General features: G+C 69.2%; 20 protein-coding genes, 1 pseudogene and 1 riboswitch. Of the genes and pseudogenes, 10 read left to right on the top strand and 11 right to left on the bottom strand.

Annotated features, from left to right (window positions below; all coding sequences use genetic code 11):
• The first annotated feature begins 77 nt into the window (after positions 1-77).
• Together ACFVHO_RS22525 and ACFVHO_RS22520 are read left to right on the top strand one after the other, a co-directional pair.
• Positions 78-617, top strand: a complete 540-nt coding sequence (locus ACFVHO_RS22525) for a GNAT family N-acetyltransferase (RefSeq protein WP_385717332.1) — start codon at positions 78-80, stop codon at positions 615-617.
• A 589-nt stretch (positions 618-1206) separates the two neighbouring features.
• The gene (locus ACFVHO_RS22520; protein WP_385717639.1) at positions 1207-2904 is read left to right on the top strand and encodes a chitinase; all 1698 of its coding nucleotides are present in this window, start codon (positions 1207-1209) and stop codon (positions 2902-2904) included.
• Between the two features lie 241 nt (positions 2905-3145).
• Here ACFVHO_RS22520 and ACFVHO_RS22515 read toward each other — a convergent pair whose 3' ends face one another.
• From ACFVHO_RS22515 to ACFVHO_RS22505, 3 genes are all read right to left on the bottom strand, one after another.
• Positions 3146-3805 carry a TetR/AcrR family transcriptional regulator gene (locus ACFVHO_RS22515; RefSeq protein WP_385717330.1) on the bottom strand — a complete coding sequence of 220 codons (660 nt, stop codon included), beginning with the start codon at positions 3803-3805 and terminating at the stop codon, positions 3146-3148.
• Between the two features lie 107 nt (positions 3806-3912).
• Positions 3913-4530, bottom strand: coding sequence for an ABC transporter permease (locus tag ACFVHO_RS22510; protein ID WP_385717327.1), 618 nt, complete (start codon positions 4528-4530; stop codon positions 3913-3915).
• 121 nt (positions 4531-4651) lie between these two features.
• Positions 4652-5695: a medium chain dehydrogenase/reductase family protein gene (locus tag ACFVHO_RS22505; RefSeq protein ID WP_385717324.1), complete on the bottom strand. Its 1044-nt coding sequence runs from the start codon at positions 5693-5695 to the stop codon at positions 4652-4654.
• 384 nt (positions 5696-6079) lie between these two features.
• On the opposite strand from ACFVHO_RS22505, the gene ACFVHO_RS22500 reads away from it, so the two are divergent.
• Both ACFVHO_RS22500 and ACFVHO_RS22495 read left to right on the top strand, forming a co-directional pair.
• Entirely contained in the window at positions 6080-6736 is a 657-nt protein-coding gene (locus tag ACFVHO_RS22500; RefSeq protein WP_385717321.1) for a TetR/AcrR family transcriptional regulator, read from the top strand.
• 548 nt (positions 6737-7284) lie between these two features.
• Entirely contained in the window at positions 7285-7557 is a 273-nt protein-coding gene (locus ACFVHO_RS22495; protein WP_385717318.1) for a PLD nuclease N-terminal domain-containing protein, read from the top strand.
• Between the two features lie 72 nt (positions 7558-7629).
• On the opposite strand, the gene ACFVHO_RS22490 is transcribed toward ACFVHO_RS22495, so the two are convergent.
• The 3 genes and pseudogenes from ACFVHO_RS22490 to ACFVHO_RS22480 all read right to left on the bottom strand — a co-directional run bounded on the left by ACFVHO_RS22490 (position 7630) and on the right by ACFVHO_RS22480 (position 12523).
• Positions 7630-8310: a DUF4232 domain-containing protein gene (locus ACFVHO_RS22490; protein ID WP_385717315.1), complete on the bottom strand. Its 681-nt coding sequence runs from the start codon at positions 8308-8310 to the stop codon at positions 7630-7632.
• Between the two features lie 253 nt (positions 8311-8563).
• A pseudogene (locus ACFVHO_RS22485) lies at positions 8564-8767 on the bottom strand (NTP pyrophosphohydrolase); the annotation flags it as partial.
• 156 nt (positions 8768-8923) lie between these two features.
• On the bottom strand, positions 8924-12523 hold the full coding sequence (locus ACFVHO_RS22480) for a hypothetical protein (RefSeq protein ID WP_385717312.1): 3600 nt from the start codon (positions 12521-12523) through the stop codon (positions 8924-8926).
• Positions 12524-13043: 520 nt separating this feature from the next.
• On the opposite strand from ACFVHO_RS22480, the gene ACFVHO_RS22475 reads away from it, so the two are divergent.
• Entirely contained in the window at positions 13044-13325 is a 282-nt protein-coding gene (locus tag ACFVHO_RS22475) for a hypothetical protein (RefSeq protein WP_385717310.1), read from the top strand.
• A 173-nt stretch (positions 13326-13498) separates the two neighbouring features.
• Here ACFVHO_RS22475 and ACFVHO_RS22470 read toward each other — a convergent pair whose 3' ends face one another.
• The 3 genes from ACFVHO_RS22470 to ACFVHO_RS22460 all read right to left on the bottom strand — a co-directional run bounded on the left by ACFVHO_RS22470 (position 13499) and on the right by ACFVHO_RS22460 (position 15874).
• On the bottom strand, positions 13499-14260 hold the full coding sequence (locus tag ACFVHO_RS22470; protein WP_385717307.1) for a MerR family transcriptional regulator: 762 nt from the start codon (positions 14258-14260) through the stop codon (positions 13499-13501).
• A gap of 286 nt (positions 14261-14546) precedes the next feature.
• Positions 14547-14963 (bottom strand): hypothetical protein, encoded by a 417-nt coding sequence (locus tag ACFVHO_RS22465; RefSeq protein WP_385717305.1) that lies wholly within the window; start codon positions 14961-14963, stop codon positions 14547-14549.
• A 395-nt stretch (positions 14964-15358) separates the two neighbouring features.
• On the bottom strand, positions 15359-15874 hold the full coding sequence (locus tag ACFVHO_RS22460; protein ID WP_385717302.1) for a PadR family transcriptional regulator: 516 nt from the start codon (positions 15872-15874) through the stop codon (positions 15359-15361).
• A gap of 85 nt (positions 15875-15959) precedes the next feature.
• Here ACFVHO_RS22460 and ACFVHO_RS22455 point away from each other — a divergent pair, with 85 nt between their 5' ends.
• Positions 15960-17207 (top strand): carotenoid oxygenase family protein, encoded by a 1248-nt coding sequence (locus ACFVHO_RS22455; RefSeq protein ID WP_385717299.1) that lies wholly within the window; start codon positions 15960-15962, stop codon positions 17205-17207.
• A 265-nt stretch (positions 17208-17472) separates the two neighbouring features.
• Here the strand turns inward: ACFVHO_RS22455 and ACFVHO_RS22450 are convergent, their stop codons facing one another.
• Positions 17473-17949: a hypothetical protein gene (locus ACFVHO_RS22450; RefSeq protein ID WP_385717296.1), complete on the bottom strand. Its 477-nt coding sequence runs from the start codon at positions 17947-17949 to the stop codon at positions 17473-17475.
• Between the two features lie 682 nt (positions 17950-18631).
• A riboswitch (cyclic di-AMP (ydaO/yuaA leader) is annotated at positions 18632-18830 on the top strand.
• A gap of 4 nt (positions 18831-18834) precedes the next feature.
• Between ACFVHO_RS22450 and ACFVHO_RS22445 the strand changes: the two genes are divergently transcribed.
• Positions 18835-19593 carry a transglycosylase SLT domain-containing protein gene (locus tag ACFVHO_RS22445; protein WP_385717293.1) on the top strand — a complete coding sequence of 253 codons (759 nt, stop codon included), beginning with the start codon at positions 18835-18837 and terminating at the stop codon, positions 19591-19593.
• Positions 19594-19666: 73 nt separating this feature from the next.
• On the opposite strand, the gene ACFVHO_RS22440 is transcribed toward ACFVHO_RS22445, so the two are convergent.
• Positions 19667-20452 carry an MBL fold metallo-hydrolase gene (locus ACFVHO_RS22440; RefSeq protein WP_385717636.1) on the bottom strand — a complete coding sequence of 262 codons (786 nt, stop codon included), beginning with the start codon at positions 20450-20452 and terminating at the stop codon, positions 19667-19669.
• Between the two features lie 98 nt (positions 20453-20550).
• Here ACFVHO_RS22440 and ACFVHO_RS22435 point away from each other — a divergent pair, with 98 nt between their 5' ends.
• The 3 genes from ACFVHO_RS22435 (at position 20551) to ACFVHO_RS22425 (ending at position 22732) form a co-directional block, all read left to right on the top strand.
• Complete coding sequence (locus ACFVHO_RS22435) at positions 20551-21153, top strand: TetR/AcrR family transcriptional regulator (RefSeq protein ID WP_385717291.1); 603 nt, start codon at positions 20551-20553, stop codon at positions 21151-21153.
• Positions 21154-21241: 88 nt separating this feature from the next.
• Complete coding sequence (locus ACFVHO_RS22430) at positions 21242-21790, top strand: GNAT family N-acetyltransferase (protein WP_385717288.1); 549 nt, start codon at positions 21242-21244, stop codon at positions 21788-21790.
• Positions 21791-21865: 75 nt separating this feature from the next.
• Positions 21866-22732 (top strand): GNAT family N-acetyltransferase, encoded by an 867-nt coding sequence (locus ACFVHO_RS22425; protein ID WP_385717286.1) that lies wholly within the window; start codon positions 21866-21868, stop codon positions 22730-22732.
• Positions 22733-22822: the final 90 nt, after the last annotated feature.

Genomic DNA, 22822 nt, shown 5'->3' with positions numbered 1-22822 from the left:
GATGGCGAAAAGAGGGCTCAGACCAATGGGGTCCGTGAACCTTGATCGCTTCCGCGCCTGCTGATTGGCTGGCCGGTATGACTGACCTCGGACCCGTCGCCTGGCCACCTGCCCCGATCAGGACCGAGAGGCTCGTGCTGCGGGAGGCCGAGGCCCAGGACCGTGTGGCGTTCATCGAGCTGCACTCCTCGCCAGAGGTGCACACCTACCTCGGCGGCCCCCGGCCGAGTGACGAGCTTGAGCGCGAGATGCCCGAGGTGCCCGGGCGGTGGCCCGGGAGTTTCGTCGTTGATCTCGATGGGGCGATGATCGGCCAGATCCTCCTCAGGAGGGCAGCAGAGCACAGTCGCCCGGCTGCCGCGGGGAAGGCCGATCTCGGTTACCTGTTCCTGCCGCACGCCTGGGGATTCGGGTACGCCGCCGAGGCATGCGCGGCCGCACTCGATTGGCTCGTCGGCGTGATTCCTGACGAGCCGGTGGTACTCACCACCCAGACCGCCAACGTCACCTCGATGCGCCTCGCGGCGAAGCTGGGGTTCACTGAGGTGGAGCGGTTCGAGGCCTGGGGCGCCGAGCAGTGGCTCGGCATGTGGACGCCCGTCACACCGTCCCATTGAACTCGTGCGCGGCAGCGCCGAGCCGCTGACCTCATGCTCGAAGACAGGCGCTGACGCAGGCAGATCAGCCCGTCGCCGAATCTCTGGCCCCAAAGCGGCGAGATCCGGGACGCAGCTCACCGATCGACACTTCCCCGGCCGGTTCCATGGGGTTGCGCGCTCGCGCTGGTCGCGGAGTTCGTAGACCGTGTCAGTGGACCTGGAGCGTGCGAGTGCGTACTGCTGACGGCGCATATCGTGCTCGGCCCCGCGCAGCGCAGCTCGCAGAAGCAGGCCTGGGGACAGGCCGGCATCGCGCGGCAGGGTGCCCCCTGGCGCGGCGGCCAAGGGCGACCCGGTCGGTACTGGCCCACCTCCTGGCCGACCTCCCGGTCGGGGCGCTCGGGATGACGGGGCCACGGCCGCTGAGCGCTCCGCCGCAGGTTCTCCTCTCCAGAGGTCTTGACAACTCCATTGGTCTGGACCAACTTTGCGCGCAATAGCGGTGGCCACCGTCATCGCTTACGTGCTTCACCTCTCTCCCAGGAGGCACCCCGTGCACCGTGTGCGCCAGGACAGACCCGGCGTCCGCCGGAGAATCAGCGCGGTGATGGCCGTCGGTGCGGCCGCCGCGCTCGCCGTCACCGCGCTCGCCGCGCCCGCGCAGTCAGCGGACACCAACGCAGCCGGCACCAAGGCTGCGGGCACCAAAGCGGCGGACGTCAACGTCGCCAAGAACGCCGGGTTCGAGGCGGACCTGAGCAACTGGACGTGCGCCGCGAACAGCGGTGCCGCCGTCACCTCCCCCGTGCACGGCGGCGCGAAGGCCCTCAAGGCCACCCCGTCAGGCCAGGGCACCGCCGAGTGTTCCCAGATCGTCGCGGTGAAGCCGAACTCGACGTACAAATTGAGCAGTTGGGTGCAGGGCAGCTACGCCTACCTCGGCGCCCGCGGCACCGGTACCACCGACGTGTCGACCTGGACGCCGGGCACCTCGTCCTGGCAGCAGCTCTCCACCAGCTTCACCACCGGCGCGAACACCACCTCGGTCACCGTGTACACACACGGCTGGTACGGACAGAGCGCGTACTACGTGGACGACGTGAGCGTCTTCGGACCCGACGGGGGCGGCGGCCCCGACCCGGTCGAGATACCGCCCGTCCCGGCCGGGCTGGCCGCGGGCACGGCGACGCCCACGTCGGTGGACCTGTCCTGGACGCCGTCGTCCACCGCAACGGGATACACCGTCTACCGCGACGGCACGAAGGTCGCCTCGGCCAGCGGCGCCTCCACGACCGTCACCGGCCTCACGCCGGAGACCACGTACAGCTTCCAGGTGAGCGCCTCCAACGCGGCGGGCGAGTCGGCGAAGTCGACGGCGGTGTCCGTGACGACGCCCAAGGGTGACGGTGGCGGCGACGGCGCCGTGCCCCGGCACGCGGTGACCGGCTACTGGCAGAACTTCAACAACGGCGCGACCGTGCAGAAGCTGCGGGACGTGTCCTCGCAGTACGACATCATCGCCGTGTCGTTCGCCGACGCCACCACCACTCCGGGGCAGATCACCTTCAACCTGGACCCGGCTGTCGGCTACGCCTCGGTCGCCGACTTCAAGGCGGACATCGCCGCGAAGAAGGCCGCGGGCAAGTCCGTGATCCTCTCGGTCGGCGGTGAGAAGGGCACCATCTCCGTCAACAGTGACGCCTCCGCGACGGCGTTCGCCAACAGCGCCTACGCGCTGATGCAGGAGTACGGGTTCAACGGCGTCGACATCGACCTGGAGAACGGCATCAACCCCACCTACATGTCGAAGGCGCTGCGCCAGCTCTCGGCGAAGGCGGGCCCGAAGATGGTGCTCACGATGGCACCGCAGACCATCGACATGCAGTCGACATCCGGTGGGTACTTCCAGACGGCGCTGAACGTGAAGGACATCCTCACGGTCGTCAACATGCAGTACTACAACAGCGGTTCGATGCTCGGCTGTGACGGCAAGGTCTACAGCCAGGGCAGCGTGGACTTCCTGACCGCGCTCGCCTGCATCCAGCTGGAGGGCGGCCTCGACCCCTCGCAGGTCGGGATCGGCGTCCCGGCGTCGACACGCGGCGCGGGCAGCGGTTACGTGGCCCCGTCGGTCGTGAACAACGCCCTCGACTGCCTGACCCGCGGCACCGGCTGCGGCTCCTTCAAGCCGTCGAAGACGTACCCGTCGCTGCGCGGCGCCATGACGTGGTCGACGAACTGGGACGCGACGGCGGGCCACGCGTGGTCGAACGCTGTCGGCCCGAAGGTGCACAGCCTTCCGTAGCGAACGAACGCCCTGGAGGGGCGGACGGACCGAACGCGGTCCGTCCGCCCCTCCAGGCATGTGCGGGCCGGGCCCGCCTCGGTAGTCGGGGCGCCCCCGGTAGACCACCGCACACGCCCGCATCACGGAGAGAAACAGGGAAGCCATGGCCTCACGGACGAGGCACTCGTCGGCCAGCACGATCCTGATCACTGGGGTTCTTTCCGGGGCGCGTAGCAGAGGGCGGCGGCTGGTACGGGACTCAGCTTTCGGTCAGGCGCGCCAGTGAAGTGATGACGCGCTCGGTGATGTGCTGAGGGCAGTGGAAGGACGGGGTCACGACACGCTGATGGGCGAGTCCGTGCAGGCCCACCCACAGGGCCGTGGCGTCGGTGGGCACATCGGTGCTGGTGACCGCGCCGACGGTGGCGCAGTCACCCAGGGCGTCGACGAGTACCGCCATGGACGACGCGCCGAGCATGACGCGATCGGTCTCGGTCAGTGAACTGTCGGCCGGTGATGGTGTCCACAGGCCGCCGAACATCGTGCGGTAGCGCGAAGGATGGTGGCGGGCGAAGTCGAGGTAGGTGTCGCAGACGGCCAGCAGCCGTTGCCGTGGATCATCGCCTGCCTGCTCGACGGCTGCGCGCAGAAGACGCTCAAGACCGGCGAACTGCCGCTGGACGACGGCCAGCATGACGGCCGCGTGGTCGGGGAAGTGACGGTAGATCGAGGGCGTGCTGACACCTACTCTGCGGGCGACCGATCGGAGGGTGACGGCGTGCTGATCGCCCGTCTCGTCGAGCAGATCAGAGGCGGCATCGATGATCTCTGCACGCAGTCGCCCGCCCTCTCCACGGCGATTGCGGGCGCGGGCACGTCCAGCGGGAACCGGCGTTGTCACCGATCCGGTTGCCTTCACTGTGTACGCCTCCTCGTCGTGTAAGCGGTCGATGCGTCTGCCTGTCGGGCCAGATCAGCGATTCGCGTGTCCTGAAGGGGCTGTTGGGCGAAGTGTCCCCTGCAGGGTCAGTGCCGGGTGGAGGCGAGGCGGCGGTGTTCGAGGAGGGTGGCGAGGGTGTAGGCGCCGCCTCCGGCGATGGTGAGGACCCAGTAGAAGTTGGGGTTGCCCATGAGGAGGGCGGCGGTGGAGGTGAGGGCGAGCCAGGTGCCGAGGGTGTAGTGGAGGAGGTTGCGGCGGGCGGCGCCTTCGGCGACGTACATGAGGCCGACGACGAAGCCGGAGCCGGTGGGCCAGAGCAGGGTCCGGATGTCGGGGTGGTCGAGGGTGGCGCTGAGTCCGGTGATGGCGAGGAAGAGGGCGGCGAAGGCGGTGACCCAGGCAGCGCCGAGGAGTTGGCCGGTGCGCACGCTGTCAGGGTCGGTGCTGGCGCGTTGGGCGCGCAGGGCGGCGCGGGTGGCCTGGATGGTGCCGAGGGCGAGGCCGCCGCCGAGGAGGGTCATGGGCAGCCAGCCGGGGAGGTCGAGTACGGGGTTGTCGCCCTTGGAGAGGGCGGCGGAGCCGTGGCCGAGAACGTAGGCGAGCCCGAAGCAGATGTAGGTGCCGAGGTTGGCGACGTCGCCGGTGGCGGGGCGTTCGGGGGCCGACTGGCCTGCGGGGGCGATGGCGGCGGCAACAGAAGACATGGCGGATACCTCCAGGGGGCGTTGAGGGCGGGTGATGGCCACGGGGCTGGACAGGTGACGGGAAGGCCGTGGCGGGGAACGCTTGAGTGCTGCACTGGCGGGCGCGATGCAGCGCCGAGGGTCACACCTCGGGGAGGATGACGACCTTGCCGGCGACGGTGCGGGATTCGGCGAGTTCGAGGGCGGCTGCGGCCTCGGTGAGGGGGAAGGTGGCGGCGATCTGGGGGACGAGGGTGCCGTCGGCGACCAGGCGCAGGACCTGGGTGAGGTCGTCGTTCATGTGCTGCTGCCATACCTGCTGGTTGCGGCGCTTGCCGGCCCAGAGGTTGTAGAAGTGGGCGCTTCTGCCGTTGGGCAGGGCGTTCCAGGTGCCGAGGCGGGCGAACAGTTTCAGGACCGGGAGCTGGGAGCTGCCTGGTTCGTTCTTGGTGGCGGCGCTGCCGTAGGAGACCAGGGTGGCGCCGCGGCGCAGGAGCTGCCAGGACTGGGTGATGGCGGGGCCGCCGACGTGGTCGAAGACGGCGTCGACGCCTGCGGGGGCCAGGTCGCGGATGCGGGTGTACAGGCCGGGGTCGCGGTAGTCGAGCGGGGTGGCGCCCAGTTCCCGGACGAGGTCGTGGTGGCGGGGTGAGGCGGTGCCGATCACGGTGAGTCCGGCGTGCCGGGCGAGCTGGACGAGGGTGGAACCGACACCGCCGTTGGCGCCCAGGACCACGATCGTCTGGCCGGTGCGGACCTGGGCGATGCGGTGCAGCATCTGCCAGGCGGTGACACCGTTGACGATCACGGTTTCGGCGGCGGCCGGGGCCACCCCGGCGGGCACGGGCATCAGGTCGGCGGCGTCGACCAGCAGGTGGCTGGCCCAGGCGCCGGTCTTGGTGATGGCGGCGAACCGGCATCCGACGAGCGCGGCGTCCACCTGCGGGCCGGTGGCGGTGACGGTGCCGACCAGGTCGTAGCCGGGCACGAAGGGGAAGGGCGGCTGGTCGTAGTACTTGCCGCGGCGCATCTGCTGCTCGGCGAAGCTGACGCCGGTCGCCTCCATCCGCAGCACGACCTGGCCCTGGGCGGGGACCGGCATGTCGTGGGTGCGCAGGTGCATGCCGTCCGGCTCCACCTGGCCGGGCAGGACGATCTGGGTGACGGAGACGGTGGAGCTGGTCATGGCTACCCCTGAAGGTTTCGGCCGTTCGCTTACATGCGTAAGGCTATGCGCGTTCACTCGCACCCCGCAAGAGCTCACGGCCATAAACTTACAGCGTTAGCCGATGGTGGGAACAAGCGGGCGAAGTCGGGCCTATCCAGCTCTCCAGGGGTGGTTCGTACAGATGCGACGCCACGCCGGGCGGGATCGCGTGAACGGCGACGCCTCCGCCGCCGCCAGACAGGAGGGCGCGGGCTCTGGAGCCTCGAGCCCCGGCCGGAGCAGCTGACGCGACGCTTTCCGCCGCGCCTCGGTCCTGGCCGACTGGCCCCGTACGACTCCGGATGCACATCACGCGTACGAAGGGGCTAACGCCCATAAACTTGTGCGCGTAAGATTACGATGATGAACGAGACTGACGTGACGACTCCGGACACGCCCCAGCAAGAGAGCCGCGTACGCAACCGGCGCGGCGAAGGCGGCCGACTGCGCGAGGACATCATCGACGCCGCCGCCGCGCTCCTTGACGAGACCGGCGACGAGCGCGCGATCACCCTGCGCTCGGTCGCCCGCAAGGTCGGCATCGCCGCCCCCTCGATCTACCGGCACTTCCCCGATCAGCCCGCCATCATGCTCGCCGTCGTACAACGCGAGTTCGCCGCCCTCGCAACCCACCTGCGCACCGTCGTCCAGAGCGCCGGCGACGACCCACGAGAGCGGCTGTACGCCCTCGGCCGCGCCTACCTCCGCTACGCCCAGGACCACCCCGGCCGCTACCGCACCATGTTCGGCGGCCTGTGGATGCCCAGCCTCGGCGACAGCTCCCTCACCGAACAGGACCTCACCACCCTCGGCGAGGCAGCCCTGCAAGTCCTCACCGACGCCCTCGCCGACTGCGTCACCGCAGGCCAGTCAACAGTCGACGACCCAGAACTCGACGCCGTCACCCTCTGGGTCGCCATGCACGGCCTGGCACACCAGTACACCGTCATCCGCATCTTCCCCTGGCCCGCGGAAAACGTCGCCGACGCACTCATCACTAGGGTGGCCAAACTGACGTGAGCTGACCCCAGCTTGTGGCACGCAATCTGGTCACGGTGACGCCCGCCGACATGCAGGACCTGGACGCCGCGAACTCTTCTCGCGCCTTCGCCTCACCCTCCCCCAGGGCGTCCAGGTTCCGGGGCGAATCCTCCTATGCCGGCCAGCTTCTCGTAATCCAGGCCGACTGCGGCGGAAATGAACTCTCGCCGACTCGAACCCCGCGCCGGGCGGTTCATCGTCGACGCGACGGGCAGGGCGGGACGGCTCCGTTCAGGTGTCCGCGCACACCCGTACCCTGGCCGACCGCTGCCCCGACGGGGATCAGGACCATGGCACTGAACGATGCCCGCGACCTACTACGCAATCGATCCGTTCATTGCCGTCCTTTGTCCACGTAGAAATTACGGAAGCGGACATGCGTGCTCGGCGCATACGTTCGTTCAGTGCTCGGCCACGACGCACGCGGTCGGCTTCATGAATTGCTGCCGAACGCGACCAGCAGACCTTCCACGTAACGGCCGGAGAGAACACCGAGGTCAAAGCGAGCAACCCGAGAGAAAGAGCACATGCACACGCTCCACACTCACCACACGGTCCTCGCCGCCGGCGGCAGCCAACCGTTCTTCGACTGGCTTCTCGTCGCTGTGACCGTGTTCCCCGTTCTCGTCTACGTGGCGCTGCTCATCGCCTCGCTGATCAGCATCGTCTCCTCGCCCCTCAGCAGAGGGCCCAAGGTGCTCTGGGCCATCTTCACACTGGTCGCGCCCCTCGCCGCAAGCATCATCTGGTTCTTCATAGGCCGCCGTGAAGCCCGGCTCCGCGCGACCGCTGCCTCATAGCGCTACAGCCGACGCGCCGTCATGGTCGAACTCCACCACGTTGGCCACGGCGGTCAGCCGTGAGCACCGCCTCTAGTCGGTGGTGTGGGTGGGGTAGACCTGAACGTCGGTGTAGGCGCCCTTGATCGCTCCCGCGTTCGCGGGCCAGTCCAGGGTCACGCTGTGGGTCTCGTTCGGGGGCGTCACCTCGATGTTGGTAGGGCTCGCGAGGCTGTCGCCGGTGGTGTCGATGTCGTAGGCGAGGTTGAAGACAGCGGCGTCGCCGGGCTTGAGGGTGGTGACACGCGGCTGGGCCTGACCCCGCTCGATCGGGCTCGAGGTGTTGTCGGAGTCTTTGATGTCGACGCCTGCGAAGCCCGTGGCCGAGCAGGTGGTCGAACCTCGGTTGATCATGGTGATGTTGATCCTGCCGGAGGTCTCGTCGGGCGCGGCGTCCGCGGCGTCGATGGCCAGGTCCGCTGTCTTGCAGAACGTGACCTTGCCGCCGGTCCCCGTCGCGCCGTTCGGGGCAGTCTCTGCCTTGGAGCCGCCGCCGGAACCCGCCTTCTCGTCGCCCGCCTCCGACTTGGCGTCGCCGGAGCCCGCTCCGCCCTGCGGCTTCGTCCCGCCCTCCGAGGACGAGGACGAGGAGGACGAGGACGAGGAGCCCTTGGAGGACTTGTCCTTGCCGGAGTCGTCGCCGCCACAAGCGGTGAGCGAGAGGGTGGCGGCGACGCCGAGAGCGGCAAGAGCGGAGAGGCGGGTGTGCTTCACGGTGTTCCCCCCGGAAGTAGGGCGGTGCATGTCATGTGGTCGGAAGTATTTGTATCTCGCACCGAGTTACAGGCCGTCCACCGCGACGTCCTCGTTCTGTCACAGGCATATCGCCGAACAATCGAGCAAAGCTGGCATGCCGTCATGGCTTCCGTCCCGGGGGGCGTTCCCGACTCTCGGTGAACGTCAACTAGCCCAACGGTGCGCAAGCGTTGAGTCAGCACGACAGGTGAAATACCGACCGAGAATCTCGCTCGCCGACTCCCGCAGCGCCCCCGACACCGAGTTCGTAGTGCCCCGGGAAACGGTACAGCTGCTCGGCACGCCGATGGACGAGAAAGCGACCTTGGCCATCACGGCACACCACCACTCCAACCCGGTGCAGCCAGCCCTCCCGAACAGCGTCCCGCCGACTGACAACCCCCAACACACGATCCTGCGCATCGACGCGTTCCACGAGTTCATCCACGCCGCACACGATCGCAGTACCCACTGACACCCGCCCGGAATGCCCGGACACGCACGCAGTCAACGGCCGTCGGGCCGGCCTCACCGAAGGGATGTCTGTGGCTCAACCCCAACTCTGGCCAGTGGCCACGCCGGGAGGGCAAGTTCAGCCGCAGGGCGAGGCCTTGGGCTGCCCGCCGAGCCGTTGCTTCCAGTGATTGCTGCGGGCCAACGCGCAGATGTCCTTGGCGGCCCGGTCCGCGTCGGTGTCCCACAGCCGGGCCGAGCCCTCGGAGCTCAGGGTGACCAGACGTTTCCCGTCGGGGCTGAACCCCACGGTCCACACCCACTCCTTGTGGCCTCTGAGGACGGCGGTGGTCCGTCGTGCTGCGACGTCCCACAGGCGGACGGTGTGGTCGAAGCTCCCGCTGGCCAGCGTGCGCCCGTCGGGGCTGAAGGCCACCGAGGAGATGCCGTTGGGGTGGCCTCTGAAGGTGCCGACCTCGCGGTGGGAGGACACGTCCCACAGGCGGACCACGGAGTTGGCTCCGGCGGTGGCGAGTGTCTTGCCGTCCGGCGAGAAGGCGGCGGTGAAGGTGGCCAGGGCGCCTGCGGAGAAGGTTGCCGTCGGACGGTGGGTGGCTGCGTCCCACAGCCTCACCGTGGTGCGGGTTCCGGGGTCCCTGCCGTTGTAGGTGACGGCGATCGTGCGGCCGTCCGGTGAGTAGTTGATGGTGGCCAGTCCCCCGGTCCGACCGGACAGCACCGCTTTGGTCCGGTGGGTGGCCACGTCCCACAGCCGCACCGTGCGGTCGTCGACCGCGGTGGCGAGTGTCTTCCCGTCCGGGGAGAAGGCCGCTTGCCTGATGGTGCCGGTGTCGCCTTTGAGCGTGGCTACGGCCCGTCCGGTCGTGGTGTCCCACAATCGGGTGCCGTCCCTCTGGTGCACGGTGGCGATCAGACGTGCGTCGGGCGAGAACGTCAGGCCGTAGGTGAACCCGAGAGAGGTGGCGAGGGTACGCAGAGGGCGGGGCCTGCGCGCGGACCACAGTCGCAGTGTTTTGTCGGCGCTGCGTCCCAGTGGTCCAGCGACGGTGGCGAGGGTGCGACCGTCCGGGGCGAAGGCCACCGCGCGTGCCGCGTCCCCGCGTCCGCCGAGCGTGGCCTTGGTCCGCCGCGCGGCCACGTCCCACATCCGCACCGTTGCGGTGTCGCCGTCGGACGGGGTGAGCAGGGTGCGGCCGTCCGGGGCGAAGGCGAGCGCGCTCGCGCTCAGGATGCTCGCGCTGAAGGAGGCCGTGTTCTGGCGGGTCTTGGTGTCGTACAGCCGCACGGAGCCACGGGCGCTGCCGGCGGCCAAGGTGCGGCCGTCGGACGCGAACGCCAACGCGTTGGCGCCGGTGGCGAGAGTGGCGGTGGTGCGGCGGGCGGCCACGTCCCACAGCCGCACGGTCCTGTCAGTGGCCCCGCTGGCGAGGGTGCGGCCATCGGGGCTGAAGGCGAGCGCGATGGCCGACTGCTGGTGGCCGGTGAGCACGGCGGTGGTCCGCCGCGTCCTCATGTCCCACAGCCGGATGGTGGAGTCCTCTCCGGCACTGGCCAGGAAGCGGCCGTCGGGTGAGAAGGCCACCGCCACCACATACCCGGTGTGCCCGGTGAGGTCGCCGACCGTGCGCCGGGACTTCACGTCCCACATCCGTACCGCGCTCTTCCCGTTGCCGCTGGCCAAGGTCCGGCCGTCCGCGGAGAACGCCATGGACGTCACCCGGCTCTTGAGCCCGGTGAAGGTGGCGGTGGTGCGGCGGGTCCGCAGATCCCACAGCCGTACGACGCGGTCGTCACCGGCGGTGGCCAGCGTGCGCCCGTCGGGGCTGAAGGCGAGCGCGTACACCTTGTCGACGTGACCGGTGAGTGTGCCGAGCAGCTGGTGGTCGGCCGCGTCCCACAACTTGACCGTGCGGTCCGCGCTGCCGGTGGCGATCACGCGGCCGTCCGGTGAATAGGCCACCGCGAGCACCTCCGCGGCGTGGCCGGTGAGTTGATTGGCCCGGTAGGCGGCGTGCGCGCTGAGCAGGCTGCCCCTGGCTTCGACGGTGGGCGCGACCTGGTAGCCCTTCAGCGCGGTCAGCGCCGCCGCCTCGGGCTGCTGGTCGCGCAGCTCACCCGCCTGTGCGGCGTACTGCCGGGACTGGGCCGTCTGCCGAGCCTTCACCGCCTCGTGCCGCTGTTGCTCACTGCTCCGGTACTGGTCCCACGCGATCACGCCCGCGGTGAGGGCGAGGACGAGCAGGACGGACAGCGCGCCGGTGAACTGGCGCAGGCGCCGGGTGATGCGTGCCGCAGCGCGCTGTTCGCGGTCACGGGCGGTGCTGCTCGCGGTGAGGAAGTCCCGTTCCCGCGGGGTGAGATGGCTTCTGGCGTCGGGGGTGGCGAAGGCTTCCTCGGCCGCGGCCAGGCGGGTCCCCCGGTACAGCGCACCAGGATCGTGGTCGAGGTCGCTCCAGACGTGGGTGGCCTCGGTGAGCCGACGCAGCGTGCGCAGGGTGTCGCGGTCCTCCTCGATCCACCGGCGCAGCCTCGGCCAGGCGGTGATGAGGGCTTCATGGGCGATCTCGACGGCAGTGTCGTCGAGGGTGACCAGCCGGGCGCGGGCCAGAGGGTTCAGCACGGTCTCGAGATCTGGCTCCGTGCCGTCGGCGGTGGCGAGCTCCGCCCGGTCGACGGGTCGGCGGGTGTCCGGTGAGCCTTCACCCGGGGTGATCAGGCGCAGCAGGGTACGGCGGGCCGTCTCGGCCTGGGGCGGGGAGAGTCGGGTGTAGAGGTCCTCGGCGGTCTGGGCGATGGCGCCGTGGATGCCGCCGGCGGCTTCGTAGCCCTCCAGGGTGAGGGCACGGCCGCGGCGGCGGCGCCAGGTCTCCAGGAGCGTGTGCGAGAGGAGCGGCAGTCCGCCGGGTTCCCCGTCCGTCTCCTCGATGAGGCGGGCGGTCAACGCCCTCTCCACGATCAGTCCTTCGGCGGCCGCGGGTTTGACGATGACGTCACGCAGTTCGTCCGGTGTCATGGGGCCGACGGGCAGGCTCGCCTCTCCCAAGACCCCGGCAAGACCTTCGTGCTCCAGGCAGCGCGCGTAGAAGTCCGCCCGTACCGCGAGCACCACCCGCAGTCGGCTCCCGGGTTCCTGGGCCGACAGCAGCAGGCTGACGAACTCCCGCCGCTGTGCCGCATCGTGGCACAGGGTGAAGGTCTCCTCGAACTGGTCCACCATCAGCCACGTGTCTCCCCCTCCCCCGGACGGGACGAACAAGGCCTCGTGATCGTGCACCGGCCGCGGGCCGGGGGTGAGGATGCGGATCGCCGCCGGGCGCAGTGCCGGGTCCTTGGTGTTCTGCAATCGGGGGATGAGGCCCGCGCGCAGGAGAGAGGACTTGCCGCTGCCCGAGGCTCCGAGGACCACGAGGCACCGGCGGGCCTCGGCCAGGGCGGTGAGCTGATCCACCAGTCGGGCGCGGCCGAAGAACCGCGCCTGATCGCCGGGGTCGAACCGGGCCAGACCGCGGTAGGGCGAATCCGCCGGTTCCTCGTCCATGGCCCTGGACCGAACGGCCCGCTCCTCCTCGTCGCGGGCCGCGTGCCAGCGCCGCTCCCAGTCGGCCAGGTCCCCGCCGCACGCCGTCACGTAGGCCCGCGTCAAGGGCAGGGACGGCAGCGTCTCCCCCGCCGCCGCGCGTGCCAGTGCGGCGACCGAGTACTCCGCCGTCTCGGCCATCGCCCGGTAGGTCGGAGTTCCTGCCTCCCCACGCAGTTTGCGCAACGCGAAGGCGAAACGCTCCACCGGCCCCGCCCCGGGATCGATCGGTTTCTCTCGGCGTCCCACCCAGCTCAGCCTCCCCGTCGACGTACGGCTGCCCACCCCAGCACAGCGACCCCAGTCCGAGAAGGCACCCGCGAGCCAACTCCCGGCCCCGACCCGACTACCCGTCTTTTGTCTACCTGCACGGACACGGGCTGCGAGACAACGAACCGGCCACTGAAATCACTTGGGCACGGTCGGCGCCATCACCGATGAACGCGGTCGGAGGGGAGGCGGCGCCGGCTCAGTTCCCACTCAAGGACGGAGACCTCGTATGAGGCACAAGCTCGCCGTATCGCTCGGCGCGGCATCACTGAGCACGGCGGTCATGCTGGGCGCGGCACCGACTGCCCCTGCGGCACCTGCCGCGGATCGAGTCGGGACGTCCGCGCCGGCTCCGGCAGCGGGTGACGTCAAGTCTTCTGGCCAGCAGTCGGTGTCCGCCCAGACCGAACTCCGGTCGAGCATCCCGTGGAAGAAGCGCGGGAGCGGGAAGGTACGCCGCTGCGCGCGGCACGGGAAGCTGAACACCTGGGGCTATACCGACAAGCTCACCCTCAAGAACAGGTGCGGCCGCAAGTTCACCTACCACCTGGAGATCAAGAGCAATCCGGACCGGTGCGTGAGCGTGAAGAAGCGCAGCTCCAAGAAGGTGACCTGGAACTATCCGGGAAAGCTGGTGAAGGTCCGCAACGGCCGGGTCGGCGGCAGGTGCTGATCTGACCGTCGATGGTCGCGGGTCCGGACACGAAGGGGGATGTCCGGGCCCGCTTCGCGCGTCCTGCGCCGCGATGAGATCGGAACACAGGACGAGGTCGCCCGGTCGCCGGCCGCCCTGCCGTGCACATGGATCGGGCCGCCGCACCCCCGTGGCGGCGGCCCGGTCCCGGCTCAGCGCAGCCGAGTTGCGGCGTACGCCTCGATGGCGGCCCGCTGGTACGCGGCCAGGCCCGGCGCGATCGACTCGTACGCCGCGCGCCAGTGCTCGTTCTCCACGCAGCAGCGCCCGATCGCGAGGTACTCCTCGGCGGTGGCTGCCCGGCTCCGGGCCAACGTCCGGTACTGGGCGTCGATCTCGGCCTGCACCGCGTCGGCGTCGGCGGGCCGGCCGGTGGCCAACAGCTCGGCCAGCCGGATCATCTGCGCCGTGCGCTCGCGCTCGTCGGCCTCGATCTCGTCCTTGCTCAGCGCCGCGGTGTGCCGCTCGACGGCCCCGACCAGCTCCGGGAAACCGTGCAGGACCTTCATGCACTGGGTGGACCGGATGCCCTCGAACAGGTTCTCCGGCCGGCTGATGCCGATCATGTCTGTGCCGTCCTTCCTGGACTGCTCCAGTTCGGTGATCGTGCGGGAGACGGTGCCGGCCAGGGCGTCGAGCCGGTCGCGCTCGGCGAGCAGCCGACGGTGATGGCCCCGCAGGGCCTCCAGCTCGTCGACCTGCGCGGCCAGGATCCGGCCGATCTCGGGCAGCCCCAGGCCCAGCGTCCGCAGCACGAGAACCTGCTGCAGCCGCAGCAGTTGACGCTCCTCGTAGTAGCGGTGGCCGTTCGCCCCGATCCAGGCCGGCGGCAGCAGGTCGATCTCGTCGTAGTGCCGTAGTGTCCGGGCCGTCACGCCCGACATCCGGGCGACCTCCGCGATCGGCCAGGCCATCGCCGCCTCCCTCACGCGTGCTTCACCGGGCCGGAATCTCCGGCCCTGCTCAGGACGGTAGAGGCTTCCGCTGCGGCAGCCTCAAGCCCAGCTCTCAGAACCTGTCCTTGAACCTGGAAAGGTCTTGCACATGAACCCCGCGACTGGCGTGCTGACGATTCAAGCCCTTCGTGCGGCTCGTGACTCGACGATGTTGTGGACCTTGCCCTGGCCGTCGTCGACGAGCCGCCACCCGGCTTGCCATCGTTCGCTGCGCCGGAGGACCCGTTGGAGCCGTCTGAGACGGCTACGGGCGGTTCAAATCGGGCTTCTCGCGAAGCCTTCGGTTGCTTCCATCATCCTCGAGAGCGAGACGGGTTAGCTCGGTGAGGCGAAGCATCGAGTCACTCATATAGTTCATTTGCAAATATGCCGTACGAGCCCTCTCCAGCGCTGTTCGACGAACTTCCTCAGATGGGTCCGCAGCACCATCGGCAACGGAGCGCGCTGCTATTGCCAGGCGGTACACGTGATCCTCCAATTCCAAGGCGACTTTCGACACCATCGCAGGGCCAGCGAGGGACACCTCGATGCGAACAGCGCCGTAATGATCGCGTAGGCGTTCGCAGTCGGCAGCAAATTCGGGAGTGATGACTCCTAGTGCGTCTTCCGCCACCTCTGGCAGGTCACGGGCATGGGTGAACACGGCCACCGCTGCAATCATCAAGGACCTATAGCTGCTGTGGCGGGACTCTATGCGGGCTCGGCGATGCTCAGAGCGAGCTGCTATCCGTGCGCCTTCACGCTGAGCCCGCCCGATGGTGAAGGAGGCTCCGATCGTCCCAACGGAACCAGCTAGAGCGCCCATAACCGCTGCGGTACCTGCGTCCATCCTGCGATTCTCCGCGTACCAGTTGCGCGCGCAAGACCACCTCGCAAGAAGGAATCGGACTTGGTCCAGGTGGAAGATGCGCACCCACCTCACGAGCCTCACCCGAGAGGTTCAAGGACGGGTTCTCAGCTTCTTGCGCGCCGGTCGGCGGCCGCCAGGGCGGTGAGCATGATCGGCCTGCTGTCATGCGCGGCGCTGCGGAAACTCGTGACCATTCCCGTGCTCGGCTATTGCTCCACCAGCTTCGTCCGGGCCCACTCGGCCCAGTCCCGGTGCATGGCCTCGAAGCGGAGGCCCCACTCCAGCGCCAACGCGCCGTAGACCGACAGCGCGTCGTCGCTCCAGTCGGTCTGGTCGCGCACCTCGCGCAGCTCCTCGTGCCGTTCGTCGGCCGCCTTCGCGATGTGACCCAAGAACTCGCGGGCCTCGGCCGGGCTGATGGCGTTGAGGAAGAACACGCGCAGGATCAGGTCGTCGCGTCGGGGGCGAGGTGCCACGTCGATCATCCAGCGCCGCAGTTCGACGCGGCCGTCCTCGGTGATCTCGTAGACCTTCCGGCCCCGCGGTCCCTCCTCGATCACTGCGATCAGTCCCGTGTCGGCGAGCTTGGCCAGCTCGCCGTAGACCTGGCTCTGGGTGGCCGCCCACGCGTGGCGAAGCGAGTTGTCGAACTTCTGCATCAGGTCCCAGCCGCTGCCGGGCTCCTCGGACAGCAGGCCGAGGACGGCATGTCGAAGGCTCATGCGTGAACTCTACCTTCCATTGTTGACAGGTCGAATCCAGACCTTCTAGTTTTGACATGTCAACATTGACATGTCAGGAGGTCCCATGGCTACGACCACCTTCCATCTCAAGGGGAACTACGCCTCCGTCCACGACGAGCTGACCGCGTACGACCTGCCCGTCACCGGGGCGATACCGCCCGAGCTGAACGGCTGGTACCTGCGCAACGGGCCGAACCCGCGCGAGGAGTCCGCGCACTGGTTCGTCGGTGACGGGATGATCCACGGGGTCCGGCTGGAGAACGGGCGGGCCGCCTGGTACCGCAACCGCTGGGTCCGCACCCGCAGCTTCGAGGACCCGGCGGTCCAGGAGTACCGGGAGGACGGCACGGCGGACCGGACGGCGTCGGTGGCGAACACGCATGTCGTGAACCATGCCGGGAAGACCCTCGCGCTCGTCGAGAGCGCGCTGCCGTACGAGGTGACGCACGAACTGGAGACCGTCGGGCCCTACGACTTCAACGGCAAGCTCACCACGGCGATGACCGCGCACCCGAAGATCTGCCCGGAGACCGGCGAGCTGCACTTCTTCGGCTACGACTGGCAGGAGCCGTATCTGACCTACCACCGTGCGGACGCACGCGGCGAGTTGGTGCTGTCGCGGTCGATCGACGTACAAGGCCCCACGATGATGCACGACTTCGCGATCACCAGCCGTCACGTGGTGTTCCTGGAAATGCCGATGGTGTTCGCTCCCGGTCCCGGCATGCCCTACGAATGGGACGAGGGCTTCCAGGCGCGGATCGGTGTGCTGCCACGGCACGACCCGCGCGCCCGGGTGCGCTGGTTCCCGATCGACCCGTGCGTCGTGCTCCACACGCTCAACGCACACGACGCGGGGGACGCGATCGTGCTGCACGCGGTGCGGCATCCCCGGCTGTCGTGGAGCGAGGCCCTGGAGTCGCCCTCGGTCCTGTGGCGGTGGACGATCGACCTGCGTACGGGAGGTGTCCGCGAGGAGCAGATCGACGACCGCCCGGTTGAATTCCCGCGCATCGACGACCGGTTCGCGGGCCTCGATGTCCGGTACGGCCACGTCACCGGGCGCGACGCGATCGTGCGGTACGACCTCCACGCGGGCGGTTCGACCGCGTTCGAGCCCGGCGAGGGATATCGTCCCTCCGAAGCCGTGTTCGCGCCCCCGAACTGGCTCATCGCGTACGTCTACGACCGCGCACGCGACGGAAGCGATCTGGTGATCCTGGACGCCACCGACCTGCGGAAACCGGTGGCGACGGTGCACCTCCCCGCCCGCGTGCCGGAAGGGTTCCACGGCAACTGGATCGCGGACTGAGCCCCCCCCCGGGGGGGAGCACAGCGGCAGCACCCGTCACGGCATGCGCGGTGTTCACCACTCCCCCGACGTCGGCCGCTCACTCACGCTGCCGGGGAATTCCCGGCCGCACGCCGCCGACCGGGCCACAGGTCGTCATACGAAGCGTCCATGAACTGCACCTGCGGGGCTCGCAGTGCCGACGCGTCGGCCGTCTCACCACGGGCTGCCCCCTGGGCCGCCCCTGCCGGGGCAGTTACGGGACGGTCTTTGGGCGCGGGTCCGATCAGGCCCTGCCGTAGGCGTGGCCGCTGCTGCACCTGGCGATCGGATGCCCCTTGCGGGCCAGGCAGATACTCAGCCTGACCCGCTTTCCCTCACGGATATTGAACACACCTGATTTATTGGTCCCTTTGCCGCACGCACGGCGGTAGTACGCCCGGTAGCGCCCGTCCTGACGCCACCTCACGTGCTGCACGACGCAGTATCCGTCGGCGTCCGCGTCGTAGATGTGCCACACGTCGCCCCGGTGGTAGAACTTGACGAATCCCCACGAGTTGCTGATTCCCGCATTGGCACCCCTGTTCGCCTGGATGTCGGTTTCCGGTGTCTCGGTGTCTACTGCAGAAACCGGAGTAGCGAATGCCAGATCCGGGGTGGGCGTACCACCTCGGGCCGCGGCAGGAGCAGTTGCGGCTGCACTCAGTACAGTTGTCGCCGCCAGCGACAATGTGCCGAGTGTCTTGGCGATCTTGCGCTTCATGAGAAGTTCTCCGTTCGCTTCATGACGGTTTCTCCGTCCGTGAGTTGAAGCTGAGTCACGGCGCCACTGCGCACACCCCCGCCCTCGTCGGCAGCGGGTGGTTCAGGCCGTGCCTCAGGCATTTCAGCGGACGGCCGGTTTTCTCACAGCCCCCGTTCGTGCCGGTAGACAAACTGGCTACGCGCGGTCGCCGGTGCTGCTTGCGGGCGCCCCTAGGAGCGTGGGCGTCCGGGGCGAACGGCTAGATCTTGGCCTCGTGGGCGTAAGGCTCCAGCTGCAGGCATCAGCGTCCTTGCCAGCTCACCAGCAGCGGTGTGCGACCAAGCAGACCTTTAGGGTTTGTCCGACTTTGCTCCGGAATTCACTTTCTCGCGCCATTGATGGCGTACACGAAGTGCTCCCTGCATTGTGTGGCACTTGGGCGGAATAGCACGCTCTGCTGCGCCGTCGAGACACGTTCCGGCCCGCACTCCATTCAGTGAAATGGGTCACGCCGGTCGGCCGGGGGCGGCTGCGCCCCGCCGGGAGTCGTGGAACGCACTTCCGTTCCACGCAAAGAAAGTTGGGGTTTTTGATCAAAGCGTGCGAGAGGTTGTGGATCTCCGGGATGAGCTTCGCTGATTTCCCGTTTGATTTCCGGTCTTGTTCCGTCCGCGTTTTCTCGCTTAACGTCGCCGTCAATCCGGATGGAACGCCGAATCCTGCCGCTGTCCGGAAACACTCCCACCCACTCACTCACTTCGCATGGCAGGAGCGGGGGACCCAGGTAAGACGCCGGTCCGGATTCCGGAACGGCTCGGGGTGAAGTCGCACTCGCATGTGCGGCCGGACATCTCCCGTCCGAACCCGACAGCTCACCTCGCAGGCGACGGAGAGGAATTCGTCATGCCTGCAAGGGGAAAGCACCGCCGCCCCAAGTCCAGCCCGCTCGCCCGGGGCATCGCCGTCGCGGGCACCGGCGGGGCCGTGCTCGCGCTCCCGGTGCTCGGCGCGGCCGACGCCACCGCCGCCGCACAGGCCGGCACGGCCGCCCAGCCCGCCGCGGCGCCCAAGACCTATGTGGTCGCCGCGGGTGACTCTCTTTCCACGATCGCCCGCGAGCACTCCGTGAGCGGCGGCTGGAAGAAGCTCTACCAGGACAACCGGAGCGTTCTGGGCGACGACCCGGGGATGATCCGCCCCGGCCTCAAGCTCACCCTCGGCGGCAAGAACCCTGCCAAGCCCGCGCAGAAGCCGGACACCGCCGACGGGCGGGCGGACCGCTCCGAGCGTGACGGCACGCTCGCCGCCGAGCCCGCCGCCGCCCCGGCCCCGAAGGCGTACACCAACGACCTCGACGGCTGGATCAAGGAGTCGCTCGACATCCTGGCCCAGCACGGCATCCCCGCCTCCTACGAGGGCATCCACCGCAACATCATGCGCGAGTCCTCAGGCAACCCGCTGGCCACCAACAACTGGGACTCCAACGCCGCCGCGGGAACCCCGTCCAAGGGCCTCCTGCAGGTCATCGACCCGACCTTCGCCGCCTACCGCCTGCCCGGCACGTCGATGGACAGCTTCGACCCCGTCGCCAACATCACCGCCGCCTGCAACTACGCGGCCGACCGCTACGGCTCGATCGACAACGTCAACGGCCCCTACTAGGCCCCCGTCCCGCCTCGCCTGCCGCGCGCCTTCCTCTGAACCGGGGCGCAGCCCTGCCTCGCCGGGCTTCCGATCATGTGGCCAGGTCCAGCCACTCCCCCACGGCCAGGACGCGTGCGCGCGGCCCGGCGTGCGCGCGGAACTCGTTCTCCGGGTCGAGGACTTCGGTGTAGCCCGCGATCTTGTCGGGCTGTTCCGGCTCGTAGTGGATCGGCACCGCGTACCGGGCGTCGAGGATCTCCGCTGCCGCGGCGGCCTGCTCCGGGTCCATCGCGGCGGGCAACGGGCTCGGCGGCTGCAGGTGCGGTGCGTCGACCACGGGGCCGTTCGCGGGCAGGAAGACCGCGTCGAACGGGCTGAACCGGCGCGCGACGAGCCACCAGGAGCCGTGGAACATCGTGTCGCCGCCGTGGAAGACCCGCTGCCCGTCGGCCTCGACCACCCAGTTCAGCTGTGGGTCGCCAAGGCCGTCGACGGCGGGCACCGCGGTGACGCGGAACGGCCCGATGTCGCGGGTGGCCCAGGCGTCCACAGCCTCGGCGGCCAGCCGGTGCAGGGCCAGCTCGCGCTCGGCCAGCAGCGTCGTCACGTTGTCCGTCTCGTCGCCGTGGCCGGGTGCCGGCCGCAGCACGGGCGCCCCCGGCACCAGCGCGTCGGCGAGGGCCGAGGCGTCGGTGTGGTCCCGGTGCAGGTGGGTGACCAGTGCGGCGGCGGCCTTCCCGCTCGGCTCCGCCAGGCCCTTGTCAGGCTTCCATCCGGTGAACAGCGGTGAGAGGTCCCGCACGTAGTCGATCAGCAGTCGCCTGCCGTCGCCCGCCTCGATCTCCAGCCCGGCCCAGCCCAGTCGTCGTACCCGCATCTCGTACTCCTTCGTCTTCGCTCCGGTGAGCGACACGGAATTTAGCGTACGAGCGTTCTCCAAATCAATAGCGTACGCGCGTACGCTATCGTTGGCGCATGTCACCACGACGCTCAGCGGCCGAGGCACAGGCCACCAGGGGCCGGATCCTCAGCCGCGCCGCCGAGATCGCCTCCGAGGAAGGGCTGGACGGCATCACCATCGGCCGTCTCGCCGAGGAGCTGGAGATGAGCAAGTCGGGGGTGCACAAGCACTTCGGCACGAAGGAGACGCTGCAGATCTCCACCCTGGACAAGGCGTTCGTGGACTTCTGGCACCAGGTGGTCGAGCCCACGCTGACCGAGCCGCCGGGCCTGCGGCGGCTGCGCGCGGTGTGCGCGAACTCCGTGGACTACCTGGAAGCTCCACTGCTCCCCGGTGGCTGCCTGATGACCGCGGCACTCAGCGAGTACGACGGTCGCCCCGGCCGGGTCCGCGACGCGGTCGCCGAAGTCTGGTCACGCTGGCGCCACCAACTGCGCACGGACCTGGCCTCGGCGGTGGACAACGGCGAGCTTCCCGCCGGGTTCGACGTCGACCAGGCGCTGTTCGAAATCGTCGCCGCCGGACTGGCGCTGAACGCCGCCATGCAACTCCAGCACGACAAGACGGCCGCCGACCGGGCCCGCCGCGCGATCGAACGCGCCCTGCACCAGACCTGACCACACGCCAGAGCGGACGCCGGTCGAACAACCGAGCCGAAGACCCGCACAGCAGAAGGCAGATGAACGCCCGTGCGAAGATCGCGGCGTGAACGATCTCCGCTTCCGCCTCGCCGACGACACCGACCTCGCCACTCTCGTCCGACTGCGTGACGACGCCGCCCGCTGGATGATCGCCCAAGGCGTCACCGGCCAGTGGCAGCCCGGCGAACTCGGCACGGACCACTTCCGCAAGATCATGAAGCACGGGGAGATATGGCTCGCGGAGGCCTCCGGTCAGGTGATCGGCGCCTGGGAGCTGTGGTGGCAGGACGAGGACGCCTGGGGACCCCAGCCGCCCACGGCCGGCTACGTGCACCGGCTGATGGTCGACCACGGCAGGGTTCCGTCCGGCACCGGAGGCCATCTCCTGCACGCCGCGGAGCGCCGCGTCGCCGACGCCGGCCGGACACTCGTGCGCCTGGACTGCCTGTCCGGCAACACCCGCCTGCGCGCCTACTACCTCGACTCCGGCTACCGGGTCGTCGGCCACAAGGAAGGCAAACCACAGCCGGGCGGTACGCCGAAGTCCTTCACGCTCCTTGAGAAGTCGGTACGAGGCGACAGCGAGGGGGCGACAACCGCCCGCCAGGACTAGGGCCTGTCCTGGCGATCTGACTGGCCGAGCAAAACCAGGTGTGGCCGATCGCCGCGATGGTGTGAGATGCGGGACATGACGATCGTTCTGAACGAGCCCGGCGTCGACGGGCTGACCAGGGCCGTGGATGCCCTCCGCGTGTGGCAGGACGACCACACGCCGCTGCAACTCCATCCGGGAGACCTCGGCTGGGCCTGGGCGCTCGGCGCGGAGAGGCTGGCTGCGGACGTCCGCACCTGGAGCGTGGACGGACGGATCATCGCCGTTGGATACCTGGACGGCCCCGATGTGCTGCGCCTGACGACCGCGCCGGACCTGCGACAGGACGGTGATCTGGCGCGCCAACTGCTGGCGGACCTCAATGATCCGGGACGCGGGGTCCTGCCGCCCGGGAAGGTCGGCCTCGAAATCCCCGACGGCGCCCTGCTCCGCGAGGTCCTCTTGGAGGCGGGCTGGAATCTGGACGAGCCGTGGACGCCGCTGCGCCACGACCTCTCCGAGCCGGTGCAGGACTCCGGCCTGCGGATCGAGGTGGCCGGTCCGGAGACGGCGGGGGTACGGACCGCAGTGCACCGCTCGGCGTTCGGCAGCCCGAGGTTCACCGAGGAGATCTGGCACGTCCTCGCGGCCGGACCGGTCTACGCCGACGCCCGCTGCCTGATCGGATACGACGACCAGGACAACGCGGTGGCCGCGGCGACGGTCTGGTCGGCCGGGCCGGGCAAGCCCGGCCTGCTGGAGCCGGTGGGCGTGCACGCCGACCATCGCGGGCGCGGCTACGGGACGGCGATCAGCGTCGCCGCTGCGGCGGCGCTGCGTGAACTGGGCGCATCCAGCGCACTCGTCAGCACACCGAGCTCGAACGCTGCCGCCGTCGCCGCCTACAAGGCCGCTGGATACGAGCCGTCGCCCGAACGACTCGACGTCAGCCGAGCCGCCTGAATTTGATCAGGCGACGGTACCGGACGCCCGAGCAGGCCGGTGACAACCCGCCGTTACCGGCCCGGGGCACCGCACCGCGCGGTGCGGTGC

It is taken from the genome of Streptomyces sp. NPDC127108, assembly GCF_042677545.1.
Taxonomy (GTDB): Bacteria; Actinomycetota; Actinomycetes; order Streptomycetales; family Streptomycetaceae; genus Streptomyces.
The sequence above is the reverse complement of the archived record's forward strand: the minus strand, read 5'-3'. Positions and strand labels throughout refer to the sequence as shown.